The sequence below is a fragment of the Lysobacter hankyongensis genome (assembly GCF_039543145.1).
Lineage (GTDB): Bacteria > Pseudomonadota > Gammaproteobacteria > Xanthomonadales > Xanthomonadaceae > Lysobacter_I > Lysobacter_I hankyongensis.
The window spans coordinates 139342-155506 of the sequence record NZ_BAABJE010000030.1 but is presented as its reverse complement, the minus strand read 5'-3'; the positions used below and the strand labels follow the sequence as shown (position 1 = coordinate 155506).

Annotated in this window: 19 protein-coding genes; 7 read left to right on the top strand and 12 right to left on the bottom strand. The window is 66.8% G+C overall.

Annotated features, from left to right (window positions below; genetic code table 11):
* Nucleotides 1-9: 9 nt before the first annotated feature.
* From sdhA to ABD974_RS18890, 4 genes are read right to left on the bottom strand one after another with little or no spacing between them, the layout of a single operon-like run.
* Complete coding sequence (sdhA, locus tag ABD974_RS18905; RefSeq protein WP_345304902.1) at nt 10-1800, bottom strand: succinate dehydrogenase flavoprotein subunit; 1791 nt, start codon at nt 1798-1800, stop codon at nt 10-12.
* Nucleotides 1801-1804: 4 nt separating this feature from the next.
* A complete protein-coding gene (sdhD, locus tag ABD974_RS18900) occupies nt 1805-2203 on the bottom strand; it encodes a succinate dehydrogenase, hydrophobic membrane anchor protein (RefSeq protein WP_345304901.1) in 399 nt (132 codons plus the stop codon).
* Entirely contained in the window at nt 2200-2589 is a 390-nt protein-coding gene (gene sdhC, locus ABD974_RS18895) for a succinate dehydrogenase, cytochrome b556 subunit (protein ID WP_345304900.1), read from the bottom strand. Before sdhC ends, sdhD begins: the two co-directional genes overlap by 4 nt.
* 47 nt (nt 2590-2636) lie before the next feature.
* Nucleotides 2637-2807, bottom strand: a complete 171-nt coding sequence (locus tag ABD974_RS18890) for a DUF1674 domain-containing protein (protein ID WP_345304899.1) — start codon at nt 2805-2807, stop codon at nt 2637-2639.
* A gap of 40 nt (nt 2808-2847) precedes the next feature.
* On the opposite strand from ABD974_RS18890, the gene ygfZ reads away from it, so the two are divergent.
* Nucleotides 2848-3738, top strand: coding sequence for a CAF17-like 4Fe-4S cluster assembly/insertion protein YgfZ (gene ygfZ / locus ABD974_RS18885; protein WP_345304898.1), 891 nt, complete (start codon nt 2848-2850; stop codon nt 3736-3738).
* A 39-nt stretch (nt 3739-3777) separates the two neighbouring features.
* Here the strand turns inward: ygfZ and ABD974_RS18880 are convergent, their stop codons facing one another.
* The 6 genes from ABD974_RS18880 to ABD974_RS18855 form a co-directional block, all read right to left on the bottom strand.
* A complete protein-coding gene (locus tag ABD974_RS18880; protein ID WP_345304897.1) occupies nt 3778-4275 on the bottom strand; it encodes an XVIPCD domain-containing protein in 498 nt (165 codons plus the stop codon).
* 143 nt (nt 4276-4418) lie between these two features.
* On the bottom strand, nt 4419-6704 hold the full coding sequence (locus ABD974_RS18875; RefSeq protein ID WP_345304896.1) for a thiamine pyrophosphate-dependent enzyme: 2286 nt from the start codon (nt 6702-6704) through the stop codon (nt 4419-4421).
* 53 nt (nt 6705-6757) lie between these two features.
* Entirely contained in the window at nt 6758-7372 is a 615-nt protein-coding gene (locus ABD974_RS18870) for a glutathione S-transferase family protein (protein WP_345304895.1), read from the bottom strand.
* A complete protein-coding gene (locus tag ABD974_RS18865; RefSeq protein WP_345304894.1) occupies nt 7369-7917 on the bottom strand; it encodes a GNAT family N-acetyltransferase in 549 nt (182 codons plus the stop codon). The genes ABD974_RS18870 and ABD974_RS18865 overlap by 4 nt, the downstream gene beginning before the upstream one ends.
* A 136-nt stretch (nt 7918-8053) precedes the next feature.
* Nucleotides 8054-9217: an acyl-CoA dehydrogenase family protein gene (locus ABD974_RS18860; protein WP_345304893.1), complete on the bottom strand. Its 1164-nt coding sequence runs from the start codon at nt 9215-9217 to the stop codon at nt 8054-8056.
* A 251-nt stretch (nt 9218-9468) separates the two neighbouring features.
* Nucleotides 9469-10293, bottom strand: a complete 825-nt coding sequence (locus ABD974_RS18855) for a glycine zipper 2TM domain-containing protein (RefSeq protein WP_345304892.1) — start codon at nt 10291-10293, stop codon at nt 9469-9471.
* Nucleotides 10294-10473: 180 nt separating this feature from the next.
* Between ABD974_RS18855 and ABD974_RS18850 the strand changes: the two genes are divergently transcribed.
* Both ABD974_RS18850 and ABD974_RS18845 read left to right on the top strand, forming a co-directional pair.
* Nucleotides 10474-10710 carry a DUF6116 family protein gene (locus ABD974_RS18850; RefSeq protein ID WP_345304891.1) on the top strand — a complete coding sequence of 79 codons (237 nt, stop codon included), beginning with the start codon at nt 10474-10476 and terminating at the stop codon, nt 10708-10710.
* Nucleotides 10711-10720: 10 nt separating this feature from the next.
* Nucleotides 10721-11488: a TatD family hydrolase gene (locus ABD974_RS18845; RefSeq protein WP_345304890.1), complete on the top strand. Its 768-nt coding sequence runs from the start codon at nt 10721-10723 to the stop codon at nt 11486-11488.
* 56 nt (nt 11489-11544) lie between these two features.
* Here ABD974_RS18845 and ABD974_RS18840 read toward each other — a convergent pair whose 3' ends face one another.
* On the bottom strand, nt 11545-12357 hold the full coding sequence (locus ABD974_RS18840) for a tRNA threonylcarbamoyladenosine dehydratase (RefSeq protein ID WP_345304889.1): 813 nt from the start codon (nt 12355-12357) through the stop codon (nt 11545-11547).
* Nucleotides 12358-12433: 76 nt separating this feature from the next.
* On the opposite strand from ABD974_RS18840, the gene ABD974_RS18835 reads away from it, so the two are divergent.
* From ABD974_RS18835 to ABD974_RS18820, 4 genes are all read left to right on the top strand, one after another.
* Nucleotides 12434-12886, top strand: a complete 453-nt coding sequence (locus tag ABD974_RS18835; RefSeq protein WP_345304888.1) for a hypothetical protein — start codon at nt 12434-12436, stop codon at nt 12884-12886.
* A gap of 201 nt (nt 12887-13087) precedes the next feature.
* Entirely contained in the window at nt 13088-13588 is a 501-nt protein-coding gene (locus ABD974_RS18830; protein WP_345304887.1) for a DUF456 domain-containing protein, read from the top strand.
* Nucleotides 13589-13598: 10 nt separating this feature from the next.
* Entirely contained in the window at nt 13599-14789 is a 1191-nt protein-coding gene (locus ABD974_RS18825) for a mechanosensitive ion channel family protein (RefSeq protein ID WP_345304886.1), read from the top strand.
* Between the two features lie 53 nt (nt 14790-14842).
* Nucleotides 14843-15367, top strand: coding sequence for a hypothetical protein (locus ABD974_RS18820; protein ID WP_345304885.1), 525 nt, complete (start codon nt 14843-14845; stop codon nt 15365-15367).
* Between the two features lie 12 nt (nt 15368-15379).
* On the opposite strand, the gene ABD974_RS18815 is transcribed toward ABD974_RS18820, so the two are convergent.
* The gene (locus ABD974_RS18815; RefSeq protein WP_345304884.1) at nt 15380-16150 is read right to left on the bottom strand and encodes an O-methyltransferase; all 771 of its coding nucleotides are present in this window, start codon (nt 16148-16150) and stop codon (nt 15380-15382) included.
* Nucleotides 16151-16165 lie beyond the last annotated feature (15 nt).

Genomic DNA, 16165 nt, shown 5'->3' with positions numbered 1-16165 from the left:
ATCCGCCAATCAGTAGACGCGCGCTTTCGCGGGGACGACGTCGACGTCGTCGCTCAGGGTGTACATGTGCACCGGCCGGTAGTCGATGCGGGTCTTGCCGGCATCGTCCACCCAGCACAGGGTGTGTTTCTGCCACTCGGTGTCGTCGCGATCCGGGAAATCCTCGCGGGCGTGCGCGCCGCGCGATTCCTTGCGGTTCTCGGCGGACACGATCGTCACCAGCGCCTGGTCGAGCAGGTTCTGCAGCTCCAGGGTTTCGATCAGGTCCGAGTTCCACACCAGCGAACGGTCGCTGACCTTGACGTCGGCGAACGAAGCGTGGATCTCGCGGATCTTGGCCACGCCCTCGGCGAGGGTTTCGCCGGTACGGAACACCGCGGCGTCGTTCTGCATCGTGCGCTGCATGCGATCGCGGATCGTCGCGGTCGGGGTGCCGCCGTTGGCGTTGCGCAGCTTGTCGAGATTCGCCAGCGCCTTGTCGCAGACATCGCCCGGCAGCGTCTTGTGGGCCGCGCCGGGCTTGATCGTCGCCGCGCAGCGGTTGGCGACCGCGCGGCCGAAGACCACCAGATCGAGCAGCGAATTCGAACCGAGGCGGTTGGCGCCGTGCACCGACACGCAGGCGGCTTCGCCGATCGCGTACAGACCCGGGACCACGGCGTCGTTGTCGTCGCCGCGCTTCTGCACCACTTCGCCGTGATAGCTGGTGGGAATGCCGCCCATGTTGTAGTGCACGGTCGGAATCACCGGGATCGGCTGCTTCTCGACGTCGACGCCGGCGAAGATCCGCGCGCTCTCGGCGATGCCGGGAAGCTTTTCGTGGATGTCCTTCGGGTCGAGATGGGTCAGGTCGAGATGGATGTGGTCGCCGTGTTCGCCGACGCCGCGGCCTTCGCGGATTTCCATGGTCATCGAACGCGAGACCACGTCGCGCGAAGCGAGATCCTTCGCGTTCGGCGCGTAGCGCTCCATGAAGCGTTCGCCCTTGCTGTTGCGCAGGATGCCGCCTTCGCCGCGCACGCCTTCGGTGATCAGGCAGCCGGCGCCGTAGATGCCGGTCGGATGGAACTGCACGAACTCCATGTCCTGCATGCCGAGACCCGCGCGCAGCGCCATGCCACCGCCGTCGCCGGTGCAGGTGTGCGCGGAGGTCGCGGAGAAGTAGGCGCGGCCATAGCCGCCGGTGGCCAGCACCACGCCCTGGGCGCGGAACAGATGCAGCGTGCCTTCGGCCATGTCCAGCGCGAGCACGCCGCGGCAGGCGCCGTCCTCGTCCATGATCAGGTCGAGCGCGAAATATTCGATGAAGAAGCGCGCATCGTGCGCCAGCGACTGCTGGTACAGGGTGTGCAGGATCGCGTGGCCGGTGCGGTCGGCGGCGGCGCAGGTGCGCTGGGCGATGCCCTTGCCGTAATGCGTGGTCATGCCGCCGAACGGACGCTGGTAGATCTTGCCGTCTTCGGTGCGCGAGAACGGCACGCCCTGATGCTCGAGCTCGATGATCGCCGGGATGGCCTCGCGGCACATGTATTCGATCGCGTCCTGGTCGCCCAGCCAGTCCGAACCCTTGATGGTGTCGTAGAAATGGAAGCGCCAGTCGTCTTCGCCCATGTTGCCGAGCGCCGCGGAAATGCCGCCCTGCGCCGCGACCGTGTGCGAACGGGTCGGGAAAACCTTGGTGATGCACGCGGTCTGCAGGCCCTTGTGGGCGAGACCGAAGGTCGCGCGCAGGCCGGCGCCGCCGGCGCCGACCACGACCATGTCGTACTTGTGTTCGGTGATCTTGTATGCGGAGGTCATGGTGTCAGGCCAGGATCGCGATGCGGCCGATCGCGTAGAGAGAAGCGAGCGCGCCGAGCGCGCAGGCGAACGTGATCAGCAACTGCAGGAAGATCTCGGTCGGGCGATGATGGAAGTAGTCCTCGACCACGACCTGCAGCCCGAGGCGGGCGTGCCAGAACAGGCTGATCGCGAACAACGCCAGGGCGATCGCGTTGACAGGCTTGGCCAGCGAGGCCAGCACCTGGGCGTGGTCGGCGCCGACGAGGGCGACGATCATGCCGAGAATCCAGGGCGCCAGCAGCGCCAGGAACACGGCGGTGACGCGCTGCCACCAGAAATGGCCGGTGCCGGACTTCGCCGAGCCCAGACCGCGGGCACGGCCGACCGGCGTGCGGAAATCGCGAACCGGAGAACCGCTCATGCCGCACCCCGCATCGCGAAGAACCAGATCGCGGCGGTGAACACCACCGTCAGCCCCGCGACGGTGTAACCGGACTTGTACACCTGGGGAATCTGGAAACCCCAGCCGGCGTCCCAGAGCAGATGGCGGATGCCGTTGAGCAGGTGGTACATCAGCGCCAGCGAGAACCCGAACAGCGCCAGCTTGCCGAACGGAGACGCGAGGCATGCCGCGGCCCGGTCGTAGGCTTCGCCGCCCTGCGCGACCGCCAGCAGCCACCAGGCCAGCACGAACGCGCCGAAGGAAAGAACGATGCCGCTGATGCGATGCAGGATCGACATCACGCTGGTGATCTGCTTGCGGTAGATCTGCAGATGCGGCGACAGGGGACGTGCGCGGTTGCTCATTCGTGGTGCGCCCAGATCGGAGAGGGGATTGCGTTGCTCAACACGGTTCAGAAGTCGATGCAGCGGCCATTCTTTTCCCAGTCGCCGTAACGGGTCGGGTCGGGGCCCTCGCGGCCGCCGATCTCCCTGCCCGCAGGACGTGGAACCTGCCCCGCCTCGGCATCGCCTTCCGGCGTGTCGGGACGCGGTTCGGGAATGAGAATGGTTTCGCCTATCATGGTCGTGATTCCTGAACCCGCAAGTTTAAGTCCCACCCCCATGCCGGACAACCCGCAAACATCGAACGCACCGTGGTTTTCGCTCTACGACCATCGTCTGGTGGTCCTGCAGGGACGGGATGCCGTGGCCTTCGCCCAGGCGCAGACGATGAACGACGTCGCCGCCCTGCTCGATGGCGAGTGGCACTGGAATGGCTGGCTCACGCCGAAAGGGCGGGTGATCGCCCTGTTCGCGCTGATCCGCATCGACACCGATACGTTGTGGATGGTGGTTCCGGATGCAGATGCCGATGTCCTGGTGGAACGATTGCGGCGTTTCGTGTTCCGCAGCAAGGTGAGTCTGGCAGTTCGCGACGACCTGCACGTGGCCGGGCGCCTCAGAGCCTCGGATCTGGCCTCGGGCAACCACTGGGCCGGCGACCCGGCGACCGCGATCGAGCTGGATCTCAGCGGCGACCTCGACCCGGGCCATGCCGGCCGCAGCCTGCGGCTGGGGCCGGCCACCGGAGCCGGACGCGATGCAGCGGGGATCGAGGCCTGGCGCCGGGCCGATCTGGAGCACGGTTGGCCGCGCCTCGACGCGACCCAGTCCGAACAGTGGACCCCGCAGCAGCTCTCGCTCGACCGGTTGCGCGCCTACAGCGTGAAGAAAGGCTGCTACCCCGGGCAGGAAATCGTGGCCCGCACCCATTTCCTGGGCCAAGCCAAGCGTGGTCTGGGATTGGTTCGCGCCACCGAACTGCTGGCGCCGGGAGACGGGTTGTCGGTGAGCGACACGACGGTCGGCACCGTGGTTTCCGCGGCCGGCGATGTCGCGCTGGCGGTGATGTCGCTGGAATCCGCCGTCGCCGGGCCCGAAAACGACGAAAGCCCCGCCGGGGGCGGGGCTTCCTGGGTGCGGATGCCGATGCGCGGAGGACTGGTTCGCTGAGGATCGGCGTACCGAGGAACTGCGCGCTGACGCCGCGACTCAGATCAGCGAACGCGAGCCGCGGTTCATCTGTTCCTGATCGTGGTCGTGGTGCTGTTGGCGCTGATCCTGTTCCCGCACCTGCGTCTGCGCGTACTGCTGCTCGCGCTGCTGGTTGATGCGGTTCACTTCCTCGAAGTTCCGCTCGGCCGGCTGGGTCAGCTCGTGGGTCGGCACGGCGAGCGTGCGCACGGTCGGACTGTTCGGGTCGCCCTGATACATGATCGCGTAGCGGCCACCGACATCGTCGAAACGGCCGTTGTTGCGGCTGAGCACCACGCCATCGACGCGGGAATCCGGATCGAGGGTGCTGTTCTCGCGAACGGCTTCGCTCTTGTAGGCGCGCAGCATGGCCGCGGACGCGCGATGGCTGATGTCGCTGCTGTTGATGTCGATGCCGTTCTCGCCGTGCATCTTGTCGACCATGCCCCTCAGAGTCATGTACTGGTCGTAGTCCGGATGACCGGGATCGGAGGGGTTCTTGGCTTCGTACTTCATGGTTCGCTCCTGTACGCGCGGGGCCGGATCGATCGGCAGGCCAGACGGATGAGCCGATACTACACTGGCCCGCGTCGGCGGGTCATGCCCCGCCGACAGGCCGGTCGTTCAGGTTGCCCATAGCGCCCAGCGTCCGTCGCGCCTCAGCCGGCGAACGCATCGGCCGCGGCGACGATATCGTCGTCGGAGGGAATGACCAGGAACGCCGCCCCGGCCAGCGGGGTGAAGGTGTCGGCGCCGACCACGCGGCGCAGCGGCACCTCGCCGAACCCGCCCTCGACCAGCGCGGTGATCACGCCCTCGCCCACGCCGGCGCTGCGCCGACCCTCGTCGACGACCAGGATGCGCCTGGCGCCCGCGGCCTGTTCGCGGATGAACGCCTCGTTGAGCGGTACCAGCCAGCGCAGATCGACCACCCGCACCCGCCAGCCGCGCTTCGCCTCGATCGCCCGCGCCGCACGCAGGCTCATCGGCACGCCGTTGCCGAAGGTGAAGATCACCAGATCGTCGCCCGCGTCGCCGTCCGCAGGTGCGTAGACCCGGCCCTCGCCCAGCGTCATTGCCTGTTCCGGCGACGGATATTCGGTCAGCCACAGACCATCGCCGGCTTCGTAGAGATCCTTGGTCATGTAGAGCGCGATCGGCTCGAGGAAGGCGCAGACCCGACCATCCACCTTCGCCAGCGCCATCAGCGTGCGCAGCATCATCGCCGCATCGTCGCCGCGCGAGGGACAGCCGACCACCAGCCCCGGAATGTCGCGCAGCGCGGTGATCGAGTTGTCGTTGTGGAAGTGGCCGCCGAAGCCGCGCTGATAACCCAGCGATGCGATCCGCATCACCATCGGATTGCGGTACTGCCCGTTGCTGAAGAACTGCAGGCTGGCCGCTTCGCCGCGGATCTGGTCGCAGGCGTTGTGGAAATACGCGAGGTACTGGATCTCGGGCATCGGCAGCATGCCCATGTTGGCGTAGCCCTGGGCGAGACCGAGGATGATCGTCTCGTCGAGCAGGGTGTTGAACACGCGCTTGTTGCCGAACGCCTTGTGCAGGCCCTTGGTAACGGTATACACGCCGCCCTTCTGGGCCACGTCCTCGCCGAACAGCAGGGTCTCGGGGTATTTGCAGAACAGATCGTGCAGGGCCTGGTTGATCTGGATCGCGAGATGCTTCGCCGGCTGTTTCTCGGGCAGCTTGCCCTCGCCGCCGAACGCGGCGATGCGCTCTTCGGCGTAATCGAAGCGCTCGGCTTCGGCCTTCACCGCGTCCGGCGTGTACGGCGCCAGCGGCCGCATCACATCGTCCAGCGAGGTCAGGCGCGGACGGCGGTCGGCCTCCTCGGCGGCGGCGAAGCATTTCTTCCGCGTGTCTTCGTACAGCGCGAGGATCTCCTCCTTCGACATCGCCCCGGATTCCAGCGCGATCCCGGCGCTGCGCAGCAGCGGATCGCTCGCTTCCACCGCGCACAGTTCCTCGATGTTGCGCCATTCGATCTCGAAGTCGGTACCGGCGTGGCCCATGATCCGCGTGGTGCGCAGATGCAGGAAGGTCGGGCGACGCGTGCGTCGGCAGTGCTCGACCGCGGCCCGCACCTGGCCGTAGCCGCCGGCGAGATCGAGACCATCGGCGTAGAAATAATCGAGATCGGCGCGATCGCGGAAGTTGCGCGCGACCCAACCGTCCGGCGTCTTCACCGAAATGCCGATGCCGTTGTCTTCGCACACGTACAGCACCGGCGCCGGTAGTTTCTGGTACGCCGTCCACGCCGCGGCGTTGAACGCGGTCTGGGCGGTGGCGTGGTTGCTGGAAGCGTCACCGAAGGAACAGATCGCGATGCTGTCGCCGGGGATCGGCAGCGCGTGGCCGATGCGGCGCGCATGGTCGATCGCGATCGCGGTGCCCAGCGCCTTCGGCAGATGCGAGGCGATGGTCGACGTCTGCGGCAGCACCCACAGCGGCTTGCTGCCCCAGACCTTGTGGCGGCCGCCGCTGGCCGGGTCCTCGGCGCTGGCCGCGAACGACAGGGCCGAATCCATGATCGGATCCATGCCCGGGATCTTGCGGAAACGCTCGGCCATGAACCCGCCGGAGCGGTAGTGCAGGAACGCCGGATCGGTATGGCGGGTCAGGCGCGCGACCATCGCATTGCCTTCGTGACCGGAGGAGCCGATGGTGTAGAAGACCTTGTTCTGCACGCGCAGCACGCGCGCCATCAGGTCGAGATGGCGGCTGATCAACTGCGATTCGAACAGCTCCCGGAAGCCCTGCGCGTCCAGCGCGCTGCCGTCCAGGATGCTTTCGCCCGCCGACGGTTTCGGCAGCGCGCTGCCGCTCCAGTCGCGCACGAACGCCTGGAAGTTCGCGTCGCAGATCTCGGCGCGGTTCAGGCCTTTCATGCGGGCGGGAATCGGATTGGGTACGGCTGCGAACATGTGCGTCTCCCCTGCCCTCGCGCGCGAAGGCCGGTCGTTTGTAATGAGTAGGGTCAGTCGGCCTGCGGGTCGCGCATCGGCACGAATCCCGGCTGCATCCGCACGCGCTTGATCCAGCGCTCGACGTGCGGATAAGCCGCGAGATCGAAACCGCCGTCCTCGGCGACATGGGTGTAGGCGAACAGGGCGATGTCGGCGATGGTGTAACGCTCGCCGCCGAACCACGGCAGGCGGACGAGATGGCGCTCCATCGCCGCCAGCGCTTCTTCGCCCGACGCCTTCAGCGCATCGAGCGAGGCGCGGCGCGGATGGTCGGCCGGCAAATACTTGCAGATGAAGCGCGAGACCGCGATGTAGGGCTCGTGGCTGTACTGCTCGAAAAACATCCACTGCAGGGTCTTGGCGCGATCCCACGGCGCGTCGGGCAACAATTCGCTGCCCTGCGCGAGATAATTGAGGATCGCGTTCGACTCCGACATCGTGCGGCCGTCGTCCAGCTTCATCACCGGCACTTTGCCGCGGTCGTTCATCGCCAGGAATTCGGGCGACAGATTCTCGCCGCGGGTGACGTCGATCTCTTCCCAGGCGTACTCGCGCCCGAGCTGCGCCATCAGCAACTGGAGTTTGTAGCAGTTGCCCGACGAAGACATGCCGTACAGCGTGATCATGCGAATGCCCTGCGATTGATGCGCCATTCTTCGCGCGTTTGTCCCCACAGCTCGGCGACCAGCGTGTGCAGCGGCGGCGGCATGGTCGCCGCCCCCCGGAGACGCGACCCCAGCCGGCGGGCCACCGCCTGCGACGGCGCATTGTCCGGCACGATGGTATGGACCACATCGTCCCAACCCAGCGCGTCGAACGCGAAATCCATCGACGCGACGCAGGCTTCGGTGCAGTAACCCTTGCCGCGCGCGTCCGGATGGAACGAATACCCGACCTCGGTCCCGGGCCAACCCTCGGGATACCAGGGACCGGCCTGGCCCAGCCACAGGCCGCTCGATTTCTCGATCACCGAAAACATCGCGAACCCCTGCAGCGCCCATGCCCCGGGCATCTGCAGGAACCGACGCCAAGCATCGCCACGGACGCTGGGTCCGCCGATGAAGCGCGCGGAGTCGTCGGCGAGCATCTCGGCGTAACGCTCGAAATCCTCGATTCGCGGCACGCGCAGGATCAGGCGTTCGGTTTCCAGTTGGATCTGCGCGGTGGACATGCGTGCGGGCCCGGTCGGGACAGAGGCGAAGATCGACAACCTTCCTTCATCGGCATGTTGTCATTCCGAGCGAAGCGAGGAACCTGATTTTGGGATCAAGCAGGTCCCTCGCCTCGCTCGGTATGACACACACGACTCAGAACGCGTTGATGCCGGTCAGCTCGCGGCCCACCACCAGCTGATGCACGGTCTCGGTGCCTTCGTAGGTGATGACCGATTCGAGATTCAGCGCATGGCGGATCGGGCAATGTTCGGTGGTGATGCCGGCGCCGCCGAGCAGGTCGCGCGCCTCGCGCGCGATGTCGATCGCCATGCGCACGTTGTTCCACTTCGCCAGCGACACCTGGGTCGGCTGCATGTTGCCGGCATCCTTGAGGCGGCCGAGCTGCAGCGACAGCAACTGCGCCGTGGTGATGCGGCGGGCCATGTCCGCCAGTTTGAGCTGCACGGCCTGATTGGCGGTCAGCGGACGATCGAAGAGGATCCGTTCCTTGCCGTAGCGCAAGGCTTCGTCGAGACACGCGATGGCGGCGCCGATCGGCCCCCAGGTGATGCCGTAGCGGGCCTGGGTCAGGCAGCCCAGCGGGCCCTTGAGGCCCTTCACGTTCGGCAGGCGGTTGCTGTCGGGCACGCGCACGTTGTCGAAGAACAGGGCGCTGGTGACCGAGGCGCGCAGGCTCATCTTGTGCTTGATTTCCTGGGCGGTGAACCCCGGCATGCCCTTCTCGACCAGGAAACCCTGGATGCCTTCGTCGGTCATCGCCCAGACGATGGCCACGTCGGCGAGGTTGCCGTTGGTGATCCACATTTTCGAGCCGTTGATCACCCAGTCGCCGCCGTCGCGCTTCGCATTCGTCTTCATGTTCGCCGGGTCCGAGCCGCCGTGCGGTTCGGTCAGACCGAAACAGCCGATGGCCCTGGCTGCGGCCATGTCCGGCAGCCAGCGCTGGCGCTGCTCTTCGGATCCGTAGGCGTAGATCGGATACATGCACAGCGAAGACTGCACGCTGACGAAGCTGCGGATCCCGGAGTCGCCGCGTTCGAGTTCCTGGCAGATCAGACCGTAGCTGACCGCATTGAGGCCGGCGCAGCCGTATTGCTCGGGCAGCGAAGAACCGAGCAGGCCGAGTTCCGCGATCTCGGGGATCAGTTCCTTCGGAAAACGCCCCTCGTCGAAGGCATTGCCGATGATCGGCAGCACGCGTTCGTCGGTGAAACGGGCCACGGTGTCCTGCACCGCGCGCTCTTCTTCGCTGAGCAGGGAACGGACGTCGTACAGATCGTAGGGGTTCAGGGCCATGGTTCCGGGACCGATTTGGGCAAAGCGTCATTGTACGTGGGCATCCTGCACAGACGGTACCTGCGAACCGCCCAATCGGGTCCGGCGAAACGACGATTTCCAGACTGAACGACGCGATTTCGCATGTCGCCCAAAAAGACGGGGCCGGATCGCTCCGGCCCCGCCCGATTCGCGACCGTCCGAGGGGTCGGCCGCGAAGCGTTTCGTTCCCGCTCCGGGCGTTCCTGGCACCCGGGGCAGGCCGTCAGAACTCAGCCACGATCCGGAGTCCCCGCGACGGCGACCCCGGTCACCACGCGGCCGTCGATCACCGGCAGACGGTCGCCGGGCTTGTCGTCCATCCGCAGCGTCTGCCGCTCGCCGCGGTAGCGATAGGTCACGTCGTAGCCGACCACGCGCTTTTCGGTGCCCATCGAAATCCGGCTGCCGGGTTTGCGATCGGTGCGCATCGTGTCGGTGTGGCCGTCCGGCGTCCGATAGGTGACATTCCAGGCGACGGTGCGGCTGCTCGTGGTGGTGTCGGAGACGGTGCGGCACTGGCGCTCGGTGCGGGTCACGACCTGACCGCCCTGATGCTTGCGGTCGACCCGATTGCCGATGTAGCCGCCGGCCGCAGCACCGGCCACGGTCGCGGCCTTGCGGCCATTGCCGTCGCCGACCTGGTTGCCGACCAGGCCGCCGATCAACGCGCCGGCCACGGTCCCACCGACGTTGCCGTCACGTTCGGGCAGACGCTCCTGCACCGCCACGTCCTCGCAGACTTCGCGGGGCGCCGAGCCGGTGATCGTCTCGCGCACCGGCTCGGTGCCGATGACGGTGGCGTACAGCGCTTCCTTCTCGAAGATGGGCTCGGCCGAAATCACGTCGGCGTATTCGATCTTGCCGCCGGCCGGAATCGTGCCGTCGTCGATCATGCCGTCGTAGATCTGCGGTTCGTTCGCGGGATGCGCGGCCGACGCGGCGTCGAAGCTATCGGCGCCGGTCTGCGACGGGCCGCGATTGTTGATGTAGGCCGCCGTGGCGACACCGCCCACCAGCAGCGAAGCGAGCGCGATGGCCACCATGTTCTTGTTCATTCGGACCTCCTGAGAGTCGTGCGATCAGTCGAATCCCCCACCTTGGGGCGGATTGCAGCACCGCCCGCCTGAACCACGCCCCGCCCCGGCGAGCCGGGCATGACGAAACCCTGAATCGGGCCACTCGGATCGTTCTTCGCGTGCTAGCGTTCGCACATTCGTCCTCGTCGGAGCCGCGCCATGGCCAACCCGCTCGTCGCACCGATCCTCGGCTTCCTAGGCCGACTCAGTTTCCCGCGCCTGTTCATGCTCGCCGCCGCGCTGTGGGCGCTGGACATGGTGATCCCGGATTTCATCCCGTTCATCGACGAACTGCTGCTCGGCATCGGCACGCTGCTGCTGGCCAGTTTCCGCAAGCGCAAGGAACCGCAGATGCAATCGCCGAAGCCGCCGATCGAAGGCGAACGCATCGGCTGACGCGCTTCGCATGCTGGTCGACAGCCACTCGCATCTCGACGCGCCCGAATTCGACGCCGACCGCGACGCGGTGCTCGCCCGCGCGCGCGCCGCAGGCGTGCGCCGACAGATCGTGCCGGCGATCGTCGCGTCCGGATGGGACGCGTTGCGCGCGCTGTGCTCGGCGGAGCCCGGACTGTATCCGGCCTATGGCCTGCATCCCATGTATCTCGACCAGCATCGCGAAGAGCACCTGGCCTCGCTGCGCGAATGGATCGCACGCGAACGCCCGCTCGCGGTCGGCGAATGCGGACTGGATTTCTTCGTCGAAGGGCTCGATCCGCAGCGACAGTCGCTGTTTTTCGAAGGCCAGTTGCGGCTGGCCCGCGACTTCGGGCTGCCGGTGATCGTGCACGCGCGCCGCGCGGTGGATCAGGTGATGGCCGCGATCCGTCGCTTCGGCCCGCTGCGCGGCGTGATCCACAGCTATCCGGGCAGTGCGGACCAGGCGAAGCGGCTGTACGACCTCGGCTTCCTGGTCGGCATCGGCGGCCCGGTGACCTACGATCGCGCGAACCGGCTGCGCACGCTGGCAGCGACCTTGCCGATCGAATGCCTGCTGCTCGAAACCGACGCCCCCGACCAGCCGGACAGCGGACATCGCGGGCAGCGCAACGAACCGGCGCGACTCACGATCGTCCGCGACACCATCGCCGCGCTGCGCGGCATGTCGCCCGAATCGCTGGCGCAGGCGACGACCGCGAACGCGGAACGCCTGTTCGGACTTCCCCCCGCATAGGGTGCGCCCCAGCGCACCGCTTTTGTTCGCCCTTGAAACGATGCGCCGAAGCACACTTATTCGACGCGTTTCAGCTTCAGCAGCATCTCCAGCGCCTTGCCGACCGCCGCGAACGCGAACGCGCCGGTGATGTGGGTGGCGGCGCCGAGGCCCGCGCCGCAGTCGAGTTTCAGGGCCGCGTCGGCGCCGAGTTTCGGACGCAGGCCGCAGACGCTGCCGTCGGCCTGCGGATACTGCACGTTCTCCAGCGAATAGATCGCCGGGACGCCGAAATAGCGCTGATGGTTCTTCGGGAAATTGAATTCCGAACGCAGCTTTTTGCGGATGAGCGCGAGCATCGCGTCGTGCTCGGTGCGCGACAGATCGCGCACGCGCACCAGGGTCGGATCGAGCCGGCCGCCGGCGGCACCGACGGTGATGATCGGAAGCTTGCGGCGGCGACACCAGGCGATGGCCTCGACCTTGGTGCGGAAGCTGTCGCAGGCGTCGATCACCAGGTCCTCGCCGCGGCCGAGCAGATCCTCGAGATTGGACGGCGTGAGGAAGCTCTGCACCGGATCGACCGTCATGCCGGGGTTGATCGCGCGGCAGCGCTCGGCCATGGCCTCGACCTTGCTGCGGCCGTATTGCCCCTCCAGCGCCGGCAACTGGCGATTGGTGTTGGACACGCACAGGTCGTCGGCGTCGATCAGGGTGAGGTGGCCGATGCCGCTGCGGGCCAGCGCCTCGGCCACCCACGAGCCCACGCCGCCCAGACCGACGACGGCGACGCGGCAGCGCGCGAAGCGGGCCAGCGCACCGGCGCCGTAGAGCCGGTCGATGCCGGCGAAGCGTTCGACCCAGCGGTCGTCGAGAGGGGTGTCCTGCATGCCGCGATTTTACCCGTCCGGGCGCGGACGCGCGCCGGCATGGTATGTTTCCGCCGAATTCGCACGGAGTTGCCGCATGTCGACCACGCCCGAACAGGCCCGCCCCAAGTCCTCCGCCTTCAGCCGCTATTTCTTCGTCTTCCTGATCGGCCTCGTCCTCGGCGCGATCGCGGTCGTGATGCTGCTGCGCACGCTGGACGGCCGCAAGACCTGGCAGGATCGCTGGCACGAAGCGACCATGCACGTGATGAACGCGCATACCAATACGCTGAAAGAGAAGGTGACCCAGAACCGCTGCGGCGCCACGGACATCCTGCCCAGCCTGCGCACGCTGCGCGAGCTGACCAACGATCTGGAGCCCGCGTTCCCCGACCTGCGCGACGACGAGCGCTTCACGAAGCACGCCAGCGCGATGCGCGCGACCCTCGACGGCGCGCTGGCGGCGCCACCGATCAACTGCGAGGGCGTCACCGCAGTGGCGGCGAAGATCGGCGAGACCTGCAAGGGCTGCCATCAGGATTTCCGCTGAGCCTGCGCTGACCATCCATCCACGCCGGCGCCGCAAGTCCAGCGGCGTCACGCGTCATCGCCACGGCCCCGCTCGCGGGGCCGTGTGCGTTGCGGTCCCGCGTCGCCGGGACATCGGCACGTCACTTCCGGGTCATGCAGGGCCGTACACGGCATGCCATCATCCGCCCGTCGCGCTCCCCTTCGCGCGTCTGGAACGTCCATGGAGCAGCAGGTCCTTTTCTACATTCTCGCCGCGGTCCTGATCGTCGTCGGTCTGCTCGGCGTCATCCTGCCCGCATTGCCGGGCCTGCCGCTGGTCTACGGCGGCATGCTGCTGGCGGCATGGACCGACGGATTCGAGCGGATCAGCGTGATCACGCTGGTCGTGCTCGGCATCCTCACCCTCCTCTCCCTGCTGATCGACTTCATCGCCACCGCCATGGGCGCCAAGCGCGTCGGCGCCAGTCGCTGGGCGGTCGTCGGCGCGGCCGTGGGCACGATCGCCGGCCTGTTCTTCGGATTCGTGGGCGTATTCGTCGCGCCTTTCATCGGTGCGGTGGTCGGCGAGTTGCTGTACCGACGCAAGATGAGCGGCAACGATCTCGGCGACGCCGCAAAGATCGGTCTCGGCACCTGGCTCGGGATCATCTTCGGCGTGGTCGTGAAATTGACCCTGGGCTTCGCGATGCTCGGCCTGTTCTTCTTCGCCTGGTTCTTCTGAGCGTTCGCGCATGGCCGTTCTCCGCACACTGACCCGCCTGCTCTTAGTCGCACTGATCGCGGGCCTGCTCTGCGCCACCATTGCGAGCGCGCAGTCGCCGGCAGACGCACAACCGGAAAAGAAGCCGTCGCCGATCGAAGGCGCGGCCGCGATCATCGCCGCGCCCGCGGTGGCGGCGGCCGAATGCAAGCTGGACAAACTCGGCGACTGTCTCGATGCGATCGTCGAGAACAGCAACGCGGCGCTGGCGCGACTGCTCGCGCGCGTGCCGCAGCTGGTGCTGGCGGTGCTGGTCATCCTGATCGCGCAATGGACCTCGCGCTTCATCGCCAATCGACTGCACCTGATCAAGCTGCGCTCGCAGAACCCGTACATGAGCGGGCTGATGCGGATGATCGTGCGCACCGCGATCATGCTGATCGGCATCCTGATCGCCCTCGACCTGCTCGGCCTGACCTCGGTGGTGGGCGCGGTGCTGGGTTCGGCCGGCGTGGTGGGCCTGGTCCTCGGCTTCGCCTTCCGCGACATCGCCGAGAACTACATCGCCGGCATCCTGCTCAGCGTGCGCCGGCCGTTCGAACCCGGCGATCACGTCCTGATCGAAAGCCGCGAGGGCCGGGTCATCTCGGTCAACTCGCGCGCCACCGTGCTGATGACGATGGACGGCAATCATCTGCAGTTGCCGAACAGCCTGGTATTCAAGTCGGTGGTCCTCAACTACAGCAAGAACCCGAAGCGCCGCTTCGATTTCGCCATGTTGATCGATGCCGGCCAGTCGATCCGCGAGGCGCAGACGCTGGCGATCTCGGCGATCACCGACATCGAAGGCGTGCTCGACGATCCCGCGCCCTCGTGGACGGTGGTGGAATACGGCGCCGCCGGCATCCAGTTGCGCTTCTTCGGCTGGCTGGACCAGCGCGAGAGCGATCTGGGCAAGGTCCGCAGCGAGGCGATCCGGCAGGTGAAGGCGGCATTCGCGAAAGCCGGCGTCGAAGGCCCGCGCACCACCTATCACATCGTCACCTCGCGGCAGCGCGATGCGCAGGAAATCGATGCGATCGCCGAGCCGACGCAGAACGGCAACGTCGACACGTCGGTCAACCGCGACATCGATGTGCAGGTCGCACAGGCGCGCGCCGACGCAGCCCAGAACCTGCTGCAGCCCGACATCGCACCCGGCGGTCCGCCGCCGAAGAACTGAGCCGCTCCGCACGCATCATCCGTCCCAACGCGCCCGTCTCACGAGAACCGCCCATGCGCCTCCCTATCGTCGCCCTCATCGCCACGGTCTTCGCCTTCGCGCCGCTCTGTGCGCATGCCGCAAATCCCTCGCCCTCGAATGCGGCGCCTTCGAAGATAACTTCCGCGAAGTCCGTCGCGAACGGCCTCGATGCCGCAGCGAAAGCGCGACTGGTCGGCGAACACCTGCTGACCCTGCAGTGGATCGGCTGGGGCGACCTGTCCGGCGCCGGCCGGCTGAGCGTCGAGGACAGCGGCGACACGCTCTCCGCGAGCGGAGAACAGCTCGGCAGCGGCGACAACGCGGGCGACTACCTGCGGATGTCGGGCCGGATCGTTTCGGCCAGTCGCGATGGTTTCGTGTTCGAAGGCGACATCGCGATCCGCGTCCACCACAACGCCGACGGCGCCGAATGCAAGCGCAGCGGCACCTTCCATTTCAAGGCGACCGGCAAGCGCAGATACTGGCGGATGCAGGAAATGGACAATCCCTGCGACGGCGTCACCGATTACGTGGACGTGTATTTCCGCGGCATCTGAAACAGGCGCGCATCAAGCGTCCGGCTTGCCGATCTGCGGCTGGTCCCAGCGCGACAGCGCGCGCTTCGCACCCATCGCATACCCCGGTTGCGACGGCTGCAGCGTCTTGAAATCGAACGCGCGGTGCAGGAAGACCGACGTGGTCGACGCATGCGATTCGGTGACCTTGAAGCCCGAGAAATCGACCTGGATCAGGCCGGCGGCCCTCAACTGCCCCGCACTCATCGCATGCCAGTCGGCGTTGTCGAGGATGATCATGCCGCCCGGCGCGAGCTTGCGATGCGCCAGCGTCGCGCAATCGTAGCGGTAGCCGCCGCCGTCGATGACGATGAGATCGAACAATCCGTCCTGGCGCAGGATCTGTCCGGGATAGCCGTCGCCCCGATCGAGGATCAGTTCGACATTGTCGGCCTTCAGGCCGTTCATCCGCTCGAACCAGGTCGGATCGCTTTCGATGCTGACCACCGAGCGCGCCCTCGACATCCAGTACAGCGTCGATGCACCGGCGCCCCACTCGAAGATGCGCTTGTCGCTGAGATCGAACTGCGCGATGTATTCGATGCAGGGATAGGTGAAGAGCGGGATCCACGCGCCGTTCGCATCCAGCGGCGTGTCGACGTCGGTGGCGGCGACGAAACCGTATTCGTGGCGCAGGATGTTCGCGATCGAGGCCAGGAACAGCTCGCCCTTCGACATTTCGATCACATCGGGTCGCTGCTCGAGGCCCTTGACGGCCTCGGGGCGCGCATCGAACTGCCCCCAGTACGATTTTTTCCGGCTCATGCCCCGCTCCGCGCT

Bases quoted from the DNA above. Each gene is read 5' to 3' on its own strand.
- sdhA (WP_345304902.1), bottom strand. From the start codon at position 1,800: ATGACCTCCGCATACAAGATCACCGAACACAAGTACGACATGGTCGTG.
- sdhD (WP_345304901.1), bottom strand. From the start codon at position 2,203: ATGAGCGGTTCTCCGGTTCGCGATTTCCGCACGCCGGTCGGCCGTGCC.
- sdhC (WP_345304900.1), bottom strand. From the start codon at position 2,589: ATGAGCAACCGCGCACGTCCCCTGTCGCCGCATCTGCAGATCTACCGC.
- ABD974_RS18890 (WP_345304899.1), bottom strand. From the start codon at position 2,807: ATGATAGGCGAAACCATTCTCATTCCCGAACCGCGTCCCGACACGCCG.
- ygfZ (WP_345304898.1), top strand. From the start codon at position 2,848: ATGCCGGACAACCCGCAAACATCGAACGCACCGTGGTTTTCGCTCTAC.
- ABD974_RS18880 (WP_345304897.1), bottom strand. From the start codon at position 4,275: ATGAAGTACGAAGCCAAGAACCCCTCCGATCCCGGTCATCCGGACTAC.
- ABD974_RS18875 (WP_345304896.1), bottom strand. From the start codon at position 6,704: ATGTTCGCAGCCGTACCCAATCCGATTCCCGCCCGCATGAAAGGCCTG.
- ABD974_RS18870 (WP_345304895.1), bottom strand. From the start codon at position 7,372: ATGATCACGCTGTACGGCATGTCTTCGTCGGGCAACTGCTACAAACTC.
- ABD974_RS18865 (WP_345304894.1), bottom strand. From the start codon at position 7,917: ATGTCCACCGCGCAGATCCAACTGGAAACCGAACGCCTGATCCTGCGC.
- ABD974_RS18860 (WP_345304893.1), bottom strand. From the start codon at position 9,217: ATGGCCCTGAACCCCTACGATCTGTACGACGTCCGTTCCCTGCTCAGC.
- ABD974_RS18855 (WP_345304892.1), bottom strand. From the start codon at position 10,293: ATGAACAAGAACATGGTGGCCATCGCGCTCGCTTCGCTGCTGGTGGGC.
- ABD974_RS18850 (WP_345304891.1), top strand. From the start codon at position 10,474: ATGGCCAACCCGCTCGTCGCACCGATCCTCGGCTTCCTAGGCCGACTC.
- ABD974_RS18845 (WP_345304890.1), top strand. From the start codon at position 10,721: ATGCTGGTCGACAGCCACTCGCATCTCGACGCGCCCGAATTCGACGCC.
- ABD974_RS18840 (WP_345304889.1), bottom strand. From the start codon at position 12,357: ATGCAGGACACCCCTCTCGACGACCGCTGGGTCGAACGCTTCGCCGGC.
- ABD974_RS18835 (WP_345304888.1), top strand. From the start codon at position 12,434: ATGTCGACCACGCCCGAACAGGCCCGCCCCAAGTCCTCCGCCTTCAGC.
- ABD974_RS18830 (WP_345304887.1), top strand. From the start codon at position 13,088: ATGGAGCAGCAGGTCCTTTTCTACATTCTCGCCGCGGTCCTGATCGTC.
- ABD974_RS18825 (WP_345304886.1), top strand. From the start codon at position 13,599: ATGGCCGTTCTCCGCACACTGACCCGCCTGCTCTTAGTCGCACTGATC.
- ABD974_RS18820 (WP_345304885.1), top strand. From the start codon at position 14,843: ATGCGCCTCCCTATCGTCGCCCTCATCGCCACGGTCTTCGCCTTCGCG.
- ABD974_RS18815 (WP_345304884.1), bottom strand. From the start codon at position 16,150: ATGAGCCGGAAAAAATCGTACTGGGGGCAGTTCGATGCGCGCCCCGAG.